The organism is Arcicella sp. GW458-12-2-14-TSB2 (assembly GCF_059423785.1).
Window position 1 is genome coordinate 1 of sequence record NZ_JBWKYN010000121.1, and the last position, 17,573, is coordinate 17,573.

Here is a 17,573-nt window from a genome sequence, read left to right on the forward strand (position 1 = left end):
CAACTCACAACTCACAACTCACAACTCACAACTCACAACTCACAACTCACAACTCATTTCGCTCCCACCGCCGCTAGTCTTTCTTTAGCTAAAGAAATTAACTGACTTTTAGGGTAGTCTGAAATGAAGTTTTCTAAAGCCGTTTGATAAGCCTTTGTATCTTGTGTTTTAGCGAAAAGAACAGCTTTCAAATACACCATTTTATCCTCTATTTGACTATTCGGATATTCCTTTAATCCCTTTTCAACAATGCTCATGGCATTTGTGAAATTATTTTGTACATAATAATTATAGGCTTCTGCATATAACTTTTGTACTTCCGACTCTTTGCCTGTGCTTAAACTTTCATTTTGACTACGTATCAATAATCTTGAGAAATAAGAGTCAGCATATTTACTCATCAACTGATTTTTATAAAAAGCATATACTCCCACATTATCTTCATTTAATAAACATAGTAGATACAATACCTCTGCTTCATGGCTAGAAGTAGGAAAATCCTTTAAGAATTTCTCAAAAGTAATCGTAGCATTTTTAGGTTCGTTCAGATTGAGTTTATACACTTTCCCTAATGCAAAAGTGGCTTCTTCTTGTCTCTTTCTTGAAGCAAGCAGTGCTTCTGGAGAAAATGGAATTTTAGCCTTTAGTGACGCTATAGCCGTTTTCATCACATCATTGCTTGTGTTGTTTGCATTCAAATCTCCGACGTTTGTGCTGAGAGTGTTACTTATATTTTGATTGCTCAAAGCATTGCTACTATTAAAAGAAAGTACATTGTCTTTGGTGCTTCTTCGCCAATTATCTTCCAAAACCCTATTGCCCCATCGTGCTATAAAGGCCGTTTTTCCTTGGCTCATAGCAATGGGATTATTGAAGTACCACATTGGTTTATTAGGGTCGTTGAAGGTATTGGCTACATTTTTATTTTGTAATTGTTTATTTTTATTGGCTATCTCTGTAGCTCTTTTCTGACTTTCTTCTTTTGCCTGTTGGTCTGAATATACCTTGTCTAAAACCTTGTCTAATTGAGCAGGATTCATTTTAGCTAAACGCTGTAGAGAGTCTTCTGTTCTGATGATTTTCGTTTGAATGACAAAATCAGCTAAAGAACGTTGTTTCTCAATTACCCTTTTATATTGAGGGTCTTGTTGAGGAAGTGAAATCGCTGTGCTGTCGTAATAAGCAGAAGCCATTTCATAATCTCCCATTTGGTTGTAATAAGAATCAGCAAGCCTTAGGTAAGTAAACGCTAATTGCTGAGGATTCTGGTTCGTTCTTGCTGATGATTGCAAGAGTCTTAAGCCAGATTGTGTATTCCCTTTTCTGATTTCAGCAGTTGCCATGGCTTCATAAATCTTGTCTTGCAAATCTTTATTTTTAGGGTCTTTCAATAGTTTTTGAAAACTATCTGTTTGTCCTAATGCCAACGACTTGTTGAGCTTGGCATAAAAATCCAAGTTATAAGATGGTCTGTTTTTACTAACACTAGCATATTTCTGAGAGGCTAATTGTGGATTATTTACTAATTCATACAATTGTCCTGCAACAAAAAACAATCTGGCTTTTTCTTCGTTTTTAGGCATGAGCGGCAACGCCTCTTCAAGAATAGCGACAGATGTTTTGTATTCTTGCTTTAATTGATGGAGATATGCTTTTGTTAGGTAAAAACCTACCGTGTTTTCTTTATTCAATGGTTCTGTACGAAGAATTTCAGCTACTCTAAGAGCCGTTTGATATTCGCCTTGTTCTGTATAGGCTCGCATCAAACCAATCAGGGCTGCATCTCGGGCATCATCGCTAGTAGCACTTGTATTAACAAACTTGAAGGTCTCGATAGCATTTTTATAATCTTCTTTCAAAAGTCGGGCTTGTCCTATCATCACATAGGCATCATCTAGCCATTTTGAGTTTTGATGACGCTCGGCAACCAAAGAGGCTTTTTTAATAACAGCAGCTAATTGTTCGTTAACAGTTTGTGCCGACAGAGAATCGATAGGCAGAAGTATCGGAAGAAGTTGTGAGTAATTATCTTGACGAGCATCAAAAATTAATGATTCTGCTTCTTTGAATTTTATTTTTGCTTGAAACAATGCATTATACTTAGCATTAACATTATGAAAGCCTACGCTCAACGGAGAGCTACTGTATTGAGAACAACCCAGTATGGAAATCCCGAAAAGGCAAGCGATATATAAAATAAAATATTTATTCATAGAAATTTTTAATGCTGAAACCGTGAAAGAAACGCAACTTTACGTAAAATTAGTATCAGTTTTTATGTTAAAGCTATTTTTTTAAATTATTCAACACCCAGAGCAATATAAATTCATTATTGAGCTTGTCAAGTAGTCCATTTTTTTATTGTTCGATTTCAAATTAATTAATATCATGAAAGACGATTCTCAAAATAATAACAATAAATACATGCGTTATATGGGAGCTGGTATGCAAATGCTCGTAACAATAGCGACTGGTGTATTTTTAGGAAGATGGCTTGATGAAAAAATGATGATGAAAACTCCTTGGTTTACCATTGGCTGTTCCTTGTTTTTTATATTCGGAGGAATGTACCTTTTTATCAAAGGGTTACCCAAAGAATAATTTATCAAAATATTACAACTCATTTGCTCCTTTCATTGATAAATTCCCGAAAAATAACAAATTTTGTATAATGATTTATGGTATTGTTTTTCCAATAAAATTCTTGTGTGAATTCTACTGAGAATACATGCCAATAATGCTATCATTATTTAAAAACGTAGACATTTATTCGCCTTTGGGCTTATTTATATAAATATTTTATTACTCGTGGACGAACTAAGAAAACGATTTATTCAAGGCTTTTTTATACTTATCGGACTAATTTATATTTGTAGGCTTTTCTTCCTACAAGTAGTGGATGAAACCTATAAATTAGATGCCGAAAACAATGCCATCAGAAAGATAATTCAATCTCCTTTCAGAGGCTTGGTGTATGATAGAAATAAGAAACTTATCGTGAGCAACACGGTAGTCTATGATTTATACATTACTCCTAAAAAAGCTAAAGTTGCTGATACCTTAAAATTCTGTAGCATTTTTGGTATTACCCGTCAGAGCTTCGATAGCCTTACGCACTTAGCAAGGATATATTCGCCTGTGCGTCCTTCTCTTTTTTTAAGACAGCTTTCTCGTGAAGATTTTGCCAAAGTACAAGATGCAATGGTAGATTACCCTGGTTTTGAATTTCAACTGAGTGCCGTTCGTACTTATGATTCAAAAGCTATGGCTAATGCCTTGGGGTATGTAGGTGAAATTAGCCCTGAACGCTTGGAAAAATTGGAAGAAGAAGGGGATGAATATTATCGACAAGGCGATTATATCGGTGTAACTGGCCTTGAAAGGTTTTATGAAGAAGACCTTCGGGGAGAAAGGGGTATCAAGTATATGATGGTAAATAGTAGGGGAGTTGAAAAAGGTCCATTCAAAGGTGGAGCTTTTGATAAAAACCCTATTGCAGGTAAAAATTTATTGAGCTCTATAGATATTAACCTACAAGCCTACGCTGATAGTTTGATGCAGCATAAAGTGGGTAGTGTAGTAGCGATAGAGCCAAGCTCTGGCGAAGTACTGGCGATGGTGTCTGCTCCAACCTATGACCCAAGTCAATTATCAGGACGTACTTTTTCAAAGTATTTCCAAACCTTAAACCTGAACCCGCTTCACCCTTTATTGAATCGTCCACCGAGTGCTTATTATCGTCCGGGGTCTACCTTTAAAATTATTCAAGCATTAGTGGCGCTACAAATGGGGGTAATTAGTCCAGGAACAGGATTCGGACATGCGGGTTCGCCTATTCGTTGTAGCCACAATCACCCCGTTGCCAGCGATGTTCAAAAAGCGATTCAGTATTCTTGTAACCCATATTTTTACCAGACTTATAAACGAATGATTTATAATAACTCTGAGAAAAATATATTCAAGAAGTCTGCTTTGGGGTTACAGAAATGGGATGAAATGGTAGCAAAATTTGGTATAGGTCAATCCTTAGAAATTGATTTGCCGAATGAGAAAAAAGGAAAACTGCCAGATGTAAAGTATTATGATAAAATGTATAAGGGGGCACTTTCATGGAAGTTCTCGAACATCGCTAGTAATAGTATTGGCGAGGGTGAAATTATTGTGAATCCTTTGAAAATGGCAAACGTTGCGGCGATAATTGCTAACCGAGGTTGGTATATTCGTCCGCATTTGGTAAAAGGAATTGACCAATTTGGAGAAATTGACCCAAAATATAAAGAGAAAATATCTGTTGGAATTGACAAACGCCACTTTAATACAGTAATTGACGGAATGGTACTGGCCGTAAACAACGGAACAGTGTCAGGAGACGGTAGAATGAATGATATTCAAATGTGTGGAAAAACAGGGACGTCACAAAACCGACATGGAGAAAACCATTCTATCTTCATTGCATTTGCTCCTAAAGAAAATCCGAAAATTGCTATTGCCGTTTTTGTAGAAAATGCTGGGTCTGGTGGAGCGCACGCCGCACCAATTGCGTCTTTGTGTATTGAAAAATATATCAAAGGGCATGTAGACCGCAAAGCCATTGAAACGAAATGGATGAATAAAAGTTATCCGAATATGCTTACTGTGAGAAATGAAATGGCTTCGAAAGCAAAAACGAAAATGAAGCCCGACACCGCTCAGAAAGTAGATGAGGAATTATTTTTAACAACCCCTACAACCATCACTTTACCACTTGGAGGTTCACCAAAAACGAATGAAGTAAAAATACCGATGAGTCCCAAGAAAACTACAACCAATAACAAACCAGTAGAGAAAAAGAAAGTAGGGCATTAAAAAATATGTTCAGACTCGATTTTCCCATTTCCTAAAAATACCGTTGTGCAATCTTAATTGTATAACTTAATTCATCGAACTTAACTTGGCAAGGCAAGAAAAAATATCAAAAAATTTAGACTGGATGACAGTCTTACTTTTTATCGTTTGCGTAACTGTAGGCTGGTTTAATATCTATGCGGCCATCTATAATCCTGAAAATCCACTTTGGATTGGAGACGCTGGCTTTTTTGATACCAACGCTGGTAGGCAACTTATCTGGATTGGTACAACGGTCTTACTCATTATTGCCATTTTGGTGATTGATTATCGCTTTTACGATACTTTCGCATTCATTATTTATGGCTTTTTTACCTTTATGCTCATCGTGGTGTTACTGGTCGGAACTGAGGTAAAAGGCTCGCATTCATGGTTTAGGGTAGGTGGGTTTCAATTACAACCAGCAGAGTTTGCCAAAATGGCTACGGCTTTGGCATTGGCAAAATACATAAGTACGCCAATGGTGAACCTGACTCGTTTTAAAGACCAGTTTACAGTAGCATTGATTATTTTAATTCCTCCCATCCTTATTCTGGCTTCTCACGAAACAGGCGTTGCCCTAGTTTTTGCCTCTTTCATGATTTTATTATATCGCGAAGGACTCCCAGGTATTTATCCTGCTGTTTTTCTTTCTATTATTATACTGTTTGTATTGTCCTTGATTTTTGAAGAATGGGAAATCTACATCGGTCTGGCAGTGTTAGCGAGCATCATCATTTTAATCATGCCTCGGTATGAACGCAAAACCAAAAACATTATCACCATCATAGGTATTGCCTTTGTTATGGGGCTGTTTGTTACGGGAGTAGACTGGGCTGTTAATAATATACTGGAACCACACCAACGTAACCGTATAAAAGTATTAATTGACCCTGATTTTGATAGAAAGAAAACAGGTTACAACGTACGCCAAGCCAAAATTGCGATTGGGTCTGGAGGACTTTTTGGGAAAGGATATTTACAAGGAACACAAACAAAATTTGATTTTGTACCCGAACAAAGTACCGACTTTATTTTCTGTACAGTAGGTGAAGAAGAAGGTTTTCTTGGTAGTTTACTGGTCGTGGGATTATTCTTGGCACTGCTACTTCGAGTCGCTTATTTAGCAGACCAACAGAAATCTAGGTTTGCCCGAGTCTACGGCTATGGGGTAGTCTCCATACTTTTTTTCCATTTTATGGTTAACATAGGCATGACTATCGGACTAATGCCCGTTATTGGTATTCCTCTTCCGTTTTTTAGTTATGGAGGGTCGTCGCTATGGTCGTTTTCAATTTTATTATTTATATTTTTGAAAATAGATGCCCATCGTACACAAGTTCTTTCTAGGTGGTAAATTGATAGTAGACTTATTATTTACAGCTAATTTCATTAGAACATGGCATTAATATCTAAAAAGAAAGTCCCTTTCAAGATTAATCTTCAACTCAGAAAATATTTAACAAAATATGGTCGGGAGATTAAAATGCCAATTCAATATGCTGATTTATTACGCTTTGAAAGTTCGATAAGTTTGTATGATAAATTTGGGAATGACACCTTTTGGATTACCGTTTTTTTTCCGCATTCCGAGATTGAACATGTTTATGAAGGATTGAAGAAAATTTATGCTGATTTAAAAACAGATGGAGATGAAAAGGTAATTAAGCACCTCACTGTTGATAGAATAGATTTGTGTACTTATGGAAATACACAGCCTTTTAGGATACGCATCGTAAATAGGGTAAACGATAACTTCGATTATTTTTATATCAAAAGAGCCGACTGTTCCAGAGTTTATGGAATGGAATTAGAACACCTACTTTCGCCGAACAGAATCAATTATCTTACTTTCGAAAACTCTTTGGTTGAAGAACACATTGCAGGGATTCCGGGTGATCAGTTTTTTAAGAATTACCTAAGCGACCCCAACATCAATGAAATCCGTTTGGCCAAAGAATTTGTCAAGTTCAATGAAAGATGTTTGGTGCTGTTATTAGGAGATATGCACTCTTCAAACTTCGTAGTAGAAATTACCCCAGATTTTGAAGAAGTATATTTTAGAATAAGGTCAATTGATTTTGACCAACAGAGCTACGAAGGGAAACGAACTGTTTATATGCCACAATATTTTAAACAGAATAATCCTTTGATTGAAATGGGTATGCGCCACATGACCCCAGAATCTGTAAAGCAGTACCAAATAGAGGAACGGTCGCTGATTTCAAAAAGGATGAAAGTAGAAAGCCAAAGAGTGTATGAATTAATGGCTATTATGGCAAAAGATGATATATCAACCCCAGAAAATACGGAGCAACTTAAAAATGAGTTAGCAAAATATTATGATTCCGACCAATTCTTGAAGTGCAGAACAATGGGAGAAATAGTGTGGGTAAGCTTGGAACAAGTCAGGATGCAGTAAAAAATTATTACTAGGGAGGGACTTTAGTCCCTCCCTAGTAAAGGGTTGAATGTCAGGTTTACACCTTTTTTGAAACGCCTAAAAATAAGAATACAAAACCCACTATCAATGCCGTGCCTCCAATGGGCGCTATTGCCCCCCACATCGTTACACCAGTAGCACATATCAAATAAAGAGAACCTGCAAAAATAAGTGTTCCGATTAGCAACGAATATCCTGCCCAATTCAAGAATTTGTGTGAAATCTTATCGGTTAAAATTCCTACTAAAATTAACGCTAAAGCTCCATACATTTGATAACGTGCCGCCGTTTCAAAAGTATCTGTTCGGTTAGCTGCTTCCAAGGCAGCCTTAAAAGCATGGGCTCCAAAAGCACCTAATGCTACCGAAAGACCAGCAAGTAAAGTACCAGCCTGTAAAAAAAATCTATTCATATTTTTGCTAGATAAAAGAGAAATATTCCACAAAGAACGCAATGAAAAATAGAGTTTCAATGATAATTACTTGAATATTTATGATGCTTTAAAGGATAATTTGACCAATCATCATTTTTATAATAGGGGTTAAAGCAATTTTAGTTGTCATCACTAAAAATGTCAAGTAAGAGTTGTAATTTTGTGAGAGTAACTCTACGGAAAATAATCTCTTGAAATTTTGCAACTCACTGATTCTGATATTTTGTTAGCCATCCGACAAGGAAATGAGCGTGTTTTTGAAGCAATGTTTCGAAAGCACTATCAGGCTTTATGCAACTATTCTTGCAACATCCTAAAAGACATGGATGATGCTGAAGAAATAGTGCAAAGCGTTTTCCTGAAGTTTTGGGAACAGCGCCAAGAGATAGAAATAACAGTTTCTTTAAAATCATATCTTTATCGAGCTGTTCATAATACCTGTTTAAATCGTATAAAACACCTTAAAGTACAAGAAGTATATCGTCAACACGTTGGCGAGTTTATAGAAAATACGTTTGATTCTGCCACTGATTTACTTGATAAAAATGAACTTGAAATCCGCATAGCTGAAGCATTAGAAAAGCTACCAGAACAATGTAGACTTATTTTTAAAATGAGTAGATTTGAAGAACTGAAATATCAGGAAATAGCTAACCAGTTAGGGCTTTCTATCAAAACGGTAGAAAATCAGATAGGGAAAGCACTAAAAATTATGCGGACAGAATTGGCAGATTATTTGCCTTTATTACTATTTTGGGTGCTTTTCTACTAGAATAACAAGCAAACAGACACTTAATACGATAAAAAAATCTAAATCTCTATCTATTCAAAACTATTGCTTAATAACCAAATACTAAAATTACATACATAAAAGCCTTTGGGTTTAAGATGATTAACGAAGAAAACATAGACGATTTACTGGCAAAATACCTTGCAGAAGAAGCTGATAGTCAGGAAGCTGATGCTGTAAACGAGTGGATTACTTTGTCGGATGATAATCAAAAAACCTTCGAACATACAAGTATTATCTGGGAAAAAAGTGCCTTGTTAAATACTCAACAAGTAGTTGATGTGGATACTGCTTGGGCAAAACTCGGTATTGGCTCAGATAAAATAAAAAGAACGGCTGATCAATCTGATTATATAAAACCTTTGCCTCATAGAAGTGGAGGTAGTAAACACCCATTGAAAGGAAGAAAGTCAAATACTATCAATCTTGTCTTTAACAATTTCCTCAAAATTGCAGCGGTTTTAATTTTCATCGTCGGAGGAGTACTTTTGGTGAAGAAGAATACCGAGCCTGACATTGCATTGCTTACTTTTCAAACAAGTAATATTCCAACAGAAAAAGTTTTAGCTGATGGAACAAAAGTATTTTTAAATAAAAATTCTACAATCAGTTTTCCTGAGAATTTCGAAGGAGATACCAGAGAAGTAAAACTAACAGGAGAAGCTTTTTTTGACGTACACCATGACAAAGCCCATCCTTTTATCATCCATGCTAATGGTACAAATATAAAAGTACTCGGGACATCATTTAATGTAAAAGCGTATGATGCTCAGGTACAAGTAGTAGTGAATACCGGGAAAGTACAATTTTCGAAAAATACTCAGCAGGTTATTCTAGTAAAAGGAGAAAAAGCTGAAATTTCAAAAGGACAAGAGACTATTGTAAAATCGATAAATGTCGATGAAAACATACTTTATTACAAAACAAAATCGTTTAATTTTGAAGAGACTAGTTTAGATGAAGTAGCACAATTGCTTTCTGACAATTTTGGAAAAACTATTGTTTTTGAGCAAGATAAAATTAAAAACTGTAAACTGACTGCCACCTTCCAGCAAGAAAGTTTGGATAATATTCTCACCATAATTTCCGAAACCTTTAACCTGAAAATTACCAAAAAAGGAGATTCAATCGTGCTTCATGGCGAAGGCTGTCAGTAGAATGGATTGAATAACGATTTGAAAATCGTTCCACTATGATAGCTTATTATTTTAAATACGTTGCTTTAAATATTTGTTTTTTACTGTTAATTACTCATTCTTCTTTAGGACAAATCCCTATTTTAGAACGAAATATTAGTGTTAGGTTCAATAATGATAAAATTACCCAAGTGCTAGATATCATTGCTAGTGAAGGAGGTTTTAATTTTTCCTATAATTCTAATTTGATTGATAGTGACAGGCGAATTGATTTGGCTGTTACCAACCGTCCAGTACGGGATGTGCTAAAACAAATTTTTGGCACCTCTATTAGCTACAAAGTACGTGGGCAATATGTTATTCTTCAGAAAAATATTACAGAAAATCAAAACTTACATTTTGTATTAAGTGGCTATATCGTAGACCCCGAAGAAGGCATCAAACTGCCAGATGCGAGTATTTATGAGAAAACTAGCTTAGCCTCGGCAATTTCTAATCAATTTGGCTTTTATAAAATTAAGCTATCTACTAAGAAATTTCCCATTCGGTTGAGTATTTCAAAACCAGGCTATGAACATCAGATAGTTTTAATAAGAAATGCTCAGAATGATTACCTCAATATTGAGCTAGTGGCAGAAAAAAAAGAGTTGACTTATGAATCAGCTTTTGATGACAACTCGATTGAACAAATGGAGTTGTTCCAAAAACGAAACCAATTGATTGAGTCTACTCCTGTTTTTAAAGATAATCGCCCTCCCTTTGTAGATGCTGCTGGTGACGAAAGTTTTCATCCTGTTTTTGTACCTTTCGATTCCTTGGCTTATAGAACAGACTGGGAAAGGTTTAAAGATGGCGTTGGAAAATTCTTTGTCAAACGAAGCCAACGTATCAATGCCTTTAACATCAATGATACCCTTAACCAAAGACTTCAAATATCATTACTCCCTTTTTTAGGAACCAATCGCCTACTTTCTGGAAGTATCGTAAACGATTTTTCAGTGAATATCCTGATGGGGTATTCTGGTGGCGTGAATAAACTAGAAATAGGAGGGTTATTAAACGGTATTCATCATGATGCAAGTGGACTACAAATAGCGGGGTTAGGGAATATTGTAGGGGGGCAGCTAAGAGGTGTACAGGTGAGTTCCCTGCTGAATATTGCTGGTAGCTTAGATAAAGGCTTACAATTGAGTGATGGTATCAATGTAATAGCTAAATCCTCTGATGGTTGGCAAGTAGGTCTTATCAACTTTGCTAAAGATGTGGGGAAAAAAGGAAAGCAAATAGGGCTATTAAATATTAGTGAAACATCAGAATCAACCCCTTTTGGATTATTAAGTTTTGTTAGTTCAAAAGATGGCTATAAACGGTTGGAATTAACGATTGATGAAAACGAAACAGGAAGCGTAACCTTCAAAACAGGGGTAAGGAAGTTTTATAATATTCTAACGATTGGTTATAATTTCCTTAGAACTCGCGAGCTTTTTAGTGCAGGGTATGGCATAGGGCGTGCCTATGAAATGAGCCACGGATGGATGCTCAATACAGATTTAGTGGCCAATGTTTTAGTAGAATACGATGCATTTAATCCGAATGTAGGGGCTTTGTATAAATTTGATATAAGTTTTGAGAAACAAATTGCCCGCAATGCGGCCATTACCTTTGGCCCTTCATTCAAAGCACTTCTTATCGACAGATATAACATCAATACTTGGCAAGGCAAACCATTCAGCCGTATGCCAAGCTATACTCCTCTGTTCTCTACAGACCATTCTACCTTTTGGCTTGGTTTTCAAATGGGTTTAAGAATTCGCTCTAAATAATGCTACTATTTTATTATATTTCGAATATTTGTGATTATTTTGATAACTAATTGGCTTTAAATGAAGGTTTTATTTATGAAGGTATTTTCTCTACTACTACTATTTTTATTATTTACCTTTTCAGGGATAAGTCAGGGAAAGATTGAGACTTCAAACAATTATGCTCAAAAAATTATGGGCAATTGGATGAAAGATTATATTGATATGAAAGATGGAAGTAGTAATGATGACCCTACTGTTGATGAAATAGTGGCTTCAATGCTTATTTTCAGAAAAACTAATACCGTTACTGTCATACAAGGAAAAGAAGCGGTGAATACTCCTTTTGAAATATTTGGAGATACTTTGTTAGTTGGCAGAGCAGTATTTTATAAAATAGAAAAACTTACTGATTACGAATTGGTATTTACGCAGATACTCTCGGATATTCCCGACTACCAGTTACGCCGCTATCATTATCTTACTACCAAAGAAAGTTCAGGAGAATATTTTGAAAGACGATATATTAAAGCAAACCTTAAAATTCAGGCAAATGGAGATTCTGCCTACGCATTTAGCAAATACATTTTTCCCAAATTTAGAACGGGTAGAGAAATGTTTAGGGGGGCTAATTTTAATACTTTCGAAGATGTTTATCAATATTCCTATGAAGCCATTGAAACAGCTTTTGATTTTCCAGCGAGGAAGAATGGCAATTTCAAAGTGGCTTTTATGGTATCAAAAAGCGGAATATTGAAAGATGTAACTATCCAACAAAGTTCTGATTCAAGCTATAATGCAAAGTTGATTCAAGCTGTTTTACAAACCCGTAAACAATGGATTCCAGCCGATATAGATGGAAAACTTGTAAACGTAGTGTTTAATTATGAGTTTGATTTTGGCGATGATAAAGAAGATGTGGAAAACGATAATAACTATTTTGACCCTGCGATATATGCAAATCTGATGGAGAGAGGCGACAGGCAAATTGAAAAAAAGAATTATATAAAAGCTATCAAACTATATACAAAATGTATTTTGATGAAAGACGACGCCTTTGATGCGTTGTACAAAAGAGCAGATGCTTATTTTACATTAAAAGTGGAAAAGAATGCCTGCTCAGATTGGAATTATTTAGCGACGAAAGGCCAAAAAAAGGCAGAAGCTTTGTTTATTCAAAATTGTTTGAAGCGATAAGAAAAAAAGTGTTCTAATGTGTTATGCTTTTTTTATGAAAATTAATGCTAAAACGTGATAATCAAAGCAGTTTTTTTTTATAAATTTCCTGAAATATTAAAAAAACAATGAAAAAACTATTATTTCTATTATTCCCAATTTCAACGTTTGCCCAAACTGAAATTCCGCTCAATGATTTAGGAGCCTTCAAAAATCCAAGTGCAAACTGGACAATTGTGGGTGGTATTTCAGGAGATTACCAGTCAGCTACTTTAACGAGTACCGAAGGGAAGGGTATTCTATATGCCTCTGCGAAAGGTGCCAAGTATCAATCAAATGATGATTTGATTTTTAAACTTGAGCACGGCGACATTAGGCTATCACTCGACTTTATGATTCCGAAAGGCTCTAATTCTGGCGTTTACTTACAAGGACGCTACGAGGTACAGATTCTGGATTCATGGTTGAAAAAACAAATCACCGATGGCGATTGTGGTGCTATCTATCATCGTTGGGACGAAGCTCGTGGAGCTGGCAACGAAGGATATGAAGGACACGCACCTCGCCAAAATGCCGTGAAAGCACCTGGCTTGTGGAATCATCTGGAGATTGATTTCAAAGCACCTACTTTTGATGCTTCAGGTAACAAAATCTCGAATGCTCGTTTCAACAAAGTAGTGTTAAATGGTGTTATTATCCATGAGAACATTGAGCTTACGGGGGTAACACGTGGTGCTATTTCTCCGAAAGAAGCTGCAACAGGGCCTATCAGAATTCAAGGAGACCACGGTTCTGTGGCATTCAAAAATATCAAATACGAAGTTTTTGATAAAGCCCTTGCTACATTTAGTCCAACTAGTTATGAATATTACCAAGGCAAATATGCAAGCCTTCAAACAGGGACAAATAAGCCTGTAAAGACAAGTACTGCCCCAAAGCCATCGATGAAACTTGCGGAGGCAAAATCAGATTACTTGTTGAAATTTCAAGGTAAAATCACGATTCCAGAGACTGATACGTATATCTTCACGACTAACTGGACGGGTACGGGAGCATTAATAATTGATAAAGATACCATTACCAAAGGTGACCATTGGTATAGCGAGGATGTAAAAGGGAGTACGAAACTTACGGCTGGTGAACATACTTATACATTGCTTCATGCCAAAGATTTTGGTTGGGGGCCTAAAGCCCTTGGTTGTTTTATAGAGAGAATCGGGGCTCCAAAACAAGGAATTACTGAAAGAACATCGTTGCCAGAACCAGAAGCCACACCGCTTATCGAAGTAAAAGTAAACCAAGAACCCGTTTTACAACGTTCATTTATCGTATATGGGGATAAGAAAAAAACACATGGTATCAATGTAGGGCTGCCAAATGGATTGAATTATTCTTATGATTTAAACCAAGGTGGATATTTACAACTATGGAGGGGAAAATTCTTGGATGCTACATTGATGTGGTATGACCGTGGCGAGCCTCAAACTTCTGTACCGATGGGTTCTGCTATTACTTCAAACGACAAGTTTCCTTTAGCATTTTTAGCGAGCGACTCAGCGCCTTTCCCAGATACTTTAACCAAAAGCGAGTTGAAATATAAGGGATACAGCTTAAAAAAATACGATGTAGCTGGTCAGCAAATATCCTTTCCTGATTTTATGTATGAATACAAAGGCGTAAAAGTAAAAGATACTTCTTTGCCAATGACACAAAACGAAGGCATCAATCGTCATTTAAGTTTTGAAGGCAATACAACAGATGCTAAATTGTATGCTTTATTGGCTGAAGGAAGTGCCATTGCTAACATTGGTAATAACCGTTTTTCAGTAGATAATCAGCAATATTATATACAGGTAAATTCAACAGAAAGTAATAAAGCAATCATTCGTGAAAGTAAAGGGAAAAAACAATTATTATTACCTTTAGCTGGATTGAAAGAAATATCTTATCAATTGATTTTCTAAGTTTGTATTTAACTAAATCTATCGTTGAGTTTCTTAAACAGTTTGCCATTTAATTTGATTTGTTATGAGTGAATTTGAATCATCGAACCTCCAATTATCAAGAGGAAATAAGTCACCCGTCTCGACTAATGGCCTTTCATTGTATGATGAATATGGTTCGATAGCCTATGGTATTATCCTTCAGATAGTCCCTCAAAATCAAATAGCACAAGAAGTAATGATTGATTTATTTGATTCATTAACGGTAAACCCCTGTGTAGAAAACAAAGTAAGCATAGCTGTATGTATTATCAGAAAAGCGAGAGAAAAGGCATTGATCTATAAGGAAAAGCTTGAAATAGGAGCTTCTACAGTTCAGCAATTTAGTGCTGAATCAGCAATAGAGCAATCAAAAATAATTTTTGATTTATCCTTTCGTCAAGGAAAAACAGCTGAAACAATTGCTGACTATTTGGACATTCCCAAGGCCAGAGTATATAAAGCTATCAGTGAATACTTCAAAACTTTTCGCCACTCTTAATTGAATACCATTGTGAAAAAACAAGAATACATACAAAGCGGAATACTAGAAAGCTACTTGTTAGGCATTGTTTCTGAAGAAGAACGAAGAGAAGTAGAACAACAAGCATCAATTGACAAAGATATTGCTGAGGCTCTGAAAGTGTTGGAAATAGACATTACTGATTTTTATACAAAAAATGCTGTTCCACCACCACCGATTATTAGAGAAACCATTGCTTTGAATGCGCAACATGCAGAAATAGTTAAATCGGCTCATTATCAGCAAAAGTATTCATCAGGGCAACAAGCTACTCAGAATGAACAACCGCGATATTTAGAAGTTGAGGTAAACGATACGCATATCAAAGTACATAAATATTGGCGTCCAGCTTTTATAGCAGTCTTTATTTTATCAAAGGTTTTTTTAATATCAGCCTTATATCTTTATTTCAAAGCGGATAGTTTAACTAAAGAAAACGAACGTTTGAAACAAGAAATTAAGCTTAAATAAGCGTTGATTATTTTGTTATCAAAATAAATTAATTTCAAAAAAATGAAAATAGCATTAAAAATATTGCTTTCGATGGGTCTATTGGGTTGTGTTACTCAAAGCTCATTTGCACAAGCGAAACCAAAGCCTTTTACAGAAGAGGACTTTTACGAAATAAAGACAATTGCCATTCCTGACGAAATAAAATTAGAAGCAGGTGGAATTGCTCCGATGCCCGATGGGCGTGTAGGTGTTTGTACTAGAAGAGGTGAAGTTTGGATTATTGAAAACCCCTATCAGTTGAACGGAACCAAACCAAGCTATACGCTTTTTGCGAGTGGTTTACACGAATCTTTAGGCTTGGCTTATTATAAAGGCTCTTTTTACTGTACGCAACGGGGTGAATTAACCAAATTAACAGATACCGATGCCGATGGTAAAGCCGATATTTATGAATCTGTAGCCAACTGGGATTTATCAGGAAATTACCATGAGTATTCGTATGGCCCAGTTTTCGATAAAAATGGTGATATGTACCTTACTTTCAATGTGGCATGGGTAGGTTATGGCGAAGGTAAATTAGCTAAATGGCGTGGATGGTTAGTAAAAGTAAAACAAGACGGAACACTTGAGCCTATAGCCACAGGTTTACGCTCGCCAGCAGGTTTTACGATCAATTCTAACGGTGATGTATTGTATGGTGAAAATCAAGGCGACTGGGTGGGGTCTGGTAGAATTACACATTTAGAAAAAGGAGACTTCGCAGGGAATGCAGGTGGATTGTTCTGGACAAAAGAGCCAGACTCACCATTGAAATTAACAAAGGCTGATATTCCAGATACTGGCGAACCAATGTATGAAGCTGCTAAAAAAGTAAAAGCGTTGAAATTGCCTGCTGTTTGGTTTCCACACGCTTTGATGGGGATTTCGACTGCCGATATGATTGAAGACGAGACTGGTGGCAAATTTGGACCATTTCAAGGACAATATATTGTTTTCGACCAAGGACAATCAAAAGCAATGAGGATGTCTTTAGAGAAAGTAAATGGTAAATATCAGGGTGCTTGTTATCCTTTCCGCGAAGGTTTTCAGTCGGGTACAGTGCGTGCTAGATGGGGAAATGATGGCTCTATTTTCGTAGGAATGACTTCAAGAGGTTGGGGGTCTACTGGAAAAGCCTTGTTCGGTATCCAACGTTTAGTTTGGAATGGAAGAATTCCTTTTGAAATGAAAAACGTTCATGCGATGCCAGATGGCTTTGAAGTAGAATTTACACAACCTGTAGATTTGAAAAGTGCTGAAAACTTAGCTAGTTATGAACTGAAAAGCTTTACTTATAAGTATCATCATCAATATGGTAGCCCAATTATCAATCAGGAGGCAACACCATTGAGAGGCGTAATTGTCTCGCCAGATCGCCTGAAAGTACGTTTAGTAATGGATAATTTACGCAAAGGATATATTCATGAAATATTGGCTTCGGGCTTAGTGAATGATGAAGGTCAGCCTTTATTACATGATATTAGCTACTATACGTTGAACGATATTCCTACTGGTGAATTGGCAAAAATAACAACGAAGGCAGCTCCAGTGGTTGCACCTGCTAAACCTGCGACTTTACCTGTAAAGAAGGAGAAAACAGTAGGAGCAAACATCCCTGTTGATAGCAAACAGGTAGCTTCATTATTGAAAAAACACGCTTGTACAAGTTGTCATGCAGAAGCTACAAGAGTAGTTGGCCCTCCGTTCACAGAAGTAGCCAAAAGAAATTATACAAACGAGCAAATTTTAGAATTGGTGTATCATCCAAAACCAGAAAACTGGCCAGATTATGCCACTGAAATGGCATCGATGACACACGTGCCTAAAGCTGATGTATTGAAAATTGCTTCTTGGATTAATTCATTAGGAAAGAAACCAAAAGTAGATTTGAATAAAATTGAGAATAGAGATTAAAGGTTTTATAACAAAATAG

Annotated in this window: 14 protein-coding genes; 12 read left to right on the top strand and 2 right to left on the bottom strand. The window is 36.2% G+C overall.

The genetic code is table 11. From position 1 onward, the window contains the following. Window positions 1-53: 53 nt before the first annotated feature. Window positions 54-2,213, bottom strand: coding sequence for a type IX secretion system periplasmic lipoprotein PorW/SprE (gene porW, locus AC07XN_RS16445; RefSeq protein ID WP_494743861.1), 2,160 nt, complete (start codon window positions 2,211-2,213; stop codon window positions 54-56). Window positions 2,214-2,388: 175 nt separating this feature from the next. Here porW and AC07XN_RS16450 point away from each other — a divergent pair, with 175 nt between their 5' ends. The 4 genes from AC07XN_RS16450 to AC07XN_RS16465 all read left to right on the top strand — a co-directional run bounded on the left by AC07XN_RS16450 (window position 2,389) and on the right by AC07XN_RS16465 (window position 7,285). After that, on the top strand, window positions 2,389-2,601 hold the full coding sequence (locus AC07XN_RS16450; RefSeq protein ID WP_309921110.1) for an AtpZ/AtpI family protein: 213 nt from the start codon (window positions 2,389-2,391) through the stop codon (window positions 2,599-2,601). Between the two features lie 207 nt (window positions 2,602-2,808). After that, a complete protein-coding gene (locus AC07XN_RS16455) occupies window positions 2,809-4,845 on the top strand; it encodes a penicillin-binding transpeptidase domain-containing protein (RefSeq protein WP_494743862.1) in 2,037 nt (678 codons plus the stop codon). A 124-nt stretch (window positions 4,846-4,969) separates the two neighbouring features. Next, window positions 4,970-6,220, top strand: a complete 1,251-nt coding sequence (gene rodA, locus AC07XN_RS16460; RefSeq protein WP_494743863.1) for a rod shape-determining protein RodA — start codon at window positions 4,970-4,972, stop codon at window positions 6,218-6,220. A 42-nt stretch (window positions 6,221-6,262) separates the two neighbouring features. After that, a complete protein-coding gene (locus AC07XN_RS16465) occupies window positions 6,263-7,285 on the top strand; it encodes a hypothetical protein (RefSeq protein WP_309921103.1) in 1,023 nt (340 codons plus the stop codon). Window positions 7,286-7,343: 58 nt separating this feature from the next. Here the strand turns inward: AC07XN_RS16465 and AC07XN_RS16470 are convergent, their stop codons facing one another. After that, a complete protein-coding gene (locus AC07XN_RS16470) occupies window positions 7,344-7,718 on the bottom strand; it encodes a DUF423 domain-containing protein (protein WP_494743864.1) in 375 nt (124 codons plus the stop codon). A 220-nt stretch (window positions 7,719-7,938) separates the two neighbouring features. On the opposite strand from AC07XN_RS16470, the gene AC07XN_RS16475 reads away from it, so the two are divergent. The 8 genes from AC07XN_RS16475 (at window position 7,939) to AC07XN_RS16510 (ending at window position 17,554) form a co-directional block, all read left to right on the top strand. Further along, on the top strand, window positions 7,939-8,511 hold the full coding sequence (locus tag AC07XN_RS16475) for an RNA polymerase sigma-70 factor (RefSeq protein ID WP_309921097.1): 573 nt from the start codon (window positions 7,939-7,941) through the stop codon (window positions 8,509-8,511). Window positions 8,512-8,627: 116 nt separating this feature from the next. Continuing rightward, window positions 8,628-9,686: a FecR family protein gene (locus AC07XN_RS16480; RefSeq protein WP_494743865.1), complete on the top strand. Its 1,059-nt coding sequence runs from the start codon at window positions 8,628-8,630 to the stop codon at window positions 9,684-9,686. Window positions 9,687-9,721: 35 nt separating this feature from the next. Further along, the gene (locus AC07XN_RS16485; RefSeq protein ID WP_494743866.1) at window positions 9,722-11,488 is read left to right on the top strand and encodes an STN and carboxypeptidase regulatory-like domain-containing protein; all 1,767 of its coding nucleotides are present in this window, start codon (window positions 9,722-9,724) and stop codon (window positions 11,486-11,488) included. Between the two features lie 75 nt (window positions 11,489-11,563). After that, window positions 11,564-12,664: an energy transducer TonB gene (locus AC07XN_RS16490; protein ID WP_309921089.1), complete on the top strand. Its 1,101-nt coding sequence runs from the start codon at window positions 11,564-11,566 to the stop codon at window positions 12,662-12,664. A 107-nt stretch (window positions 12,665-12,771) separates the two neighbouring features. Continuing rightward, on the top strand, window positions 12,772-14,607 hold the full coding sequence (locus AC07XN_RS16495; RefSeq protein WP_494743867.1) for a 3-keto-disaccharide hydrolase: 1,836 nt from the start codon (window positions 12,772-12,774) through the stop codon (window positions 14,605-14,607). A gap of 64 nt (window positions 14,608-14,671) precedes the next feature. Beyond that, window positions 14,672-15,127 carry a hypothetical protein gene (locus tag AC07XN_RS16500; RefSeq protein WP_494743868.1) on the top strand — a complete coding sequence of 152 codons (456 nt, stop codon included), beginning with the start codon at window positions 14,672-14,674 and terminating at the stop codon, window positions 15,125-15,127. A 12-nt stretch (window positions 15,128-15,139) separates the two neighbouring features. Continuing rightward, window positions 15,140-15,619: a hypothetical protein gene (locus AC07XN_RS16505; RefSeq protein ID WP_494743869.1), complete on the top strand. Its 480-nt coding sequence runs from the start codon at window positions 15,140-15,142 to the stop codon at window positions 15,617-15,619. Window positions 15,620-15,661: 42 nt separating this feature from the next. After that, window positions 15,662-17,554 (top strand): auracyanin family protein, encoded by a 1,893-nt coding sequence (locus AC07XN_RS16510; protein ID WP_309921078.1) that lies wholly within the window; start codon window positions 15,662-15,664, stop codon window positions 17,552-17,554. Window positions 17,555-17,573 lie beyond the last annotated feature (19 nt).

Bases quoted from the DNA above. Each gene is read 5' to 3' on its own strand.
- AC07XN_RS16490 (WP_309921089.1), top strand. From the start codon at position 11,564: ATGAAGGTATTTTCTCTACTACTACTATTTTTATTATTTACCTTTTCA.
- AC07XN_RS16480 (WP_494743865.1), top strand. From the start codon at position 8,628: ATGATTAACGAAGAAAACATAGACGATTTACTGGCAAAATACCTTGCA.
- AC07XN_RS16485 (WP_494743866.1), top strand. From the start codon at position 9,722: ATGATAGCTTATTATTTTAAATACGTTGCTTTAAATATTTGTTTTTTA.
- AC07XN_RS16495 (WP_494743867.1), top strand. From the start codon at position 12,772: ATGAAAAAACTATTATTTCTATTATTCCCAATTTCAACGTTTGCCCAA.
- AC07XN_RS16450 (WP_309921110.1), top strand. From the start codon at position 2,389: ATGAAAGACGATTCTCAAAATAATAACAATAAATACATGCGTTATATG.
- AC07XN_RS16465 (WP_309921103.1), top strand. From the start codon at position 6,263: ATGGCATTAATATCTAAAAAGAAAGTCCCTTTCAAGATTAATCTTCAA.
- rodA (WP_494743863.1), top strand. From the start codon at position 4,970: ATGACAGTCTTACTTTTTATCGTTTGCGTAACTGTAGGCTGGTTTAAT.
- AC07XN_RS16500 (WP_494743868.1), top strand. From the start codon at position 14,672: ATGAGTGAATTTGAATCATCGAACCTCCAATTATCAAGAGGAAATAAG.
- AC07XN_RS16510 (WP_309921078.1), top strand. From the start codon at position 15,662: ATGAAAATAGCATTAAAAATATTGCTTTCGATGGGTCTATTGGGTTGT.
- porW (WP_494743861.1), bottom strand. From the start codon at position 2,213: ATGAATAAATATTTTATTTTATATATCGCTTGCCTTTTCGGGATTTCC.
- AC07XN_RS16470 (WP_494743864.1), bottom strand. From the start codon at position 7,718: ATGAATAGATTTTTTTTACAGGCTGGTACTTTACTTGCTGGTCTTTCG.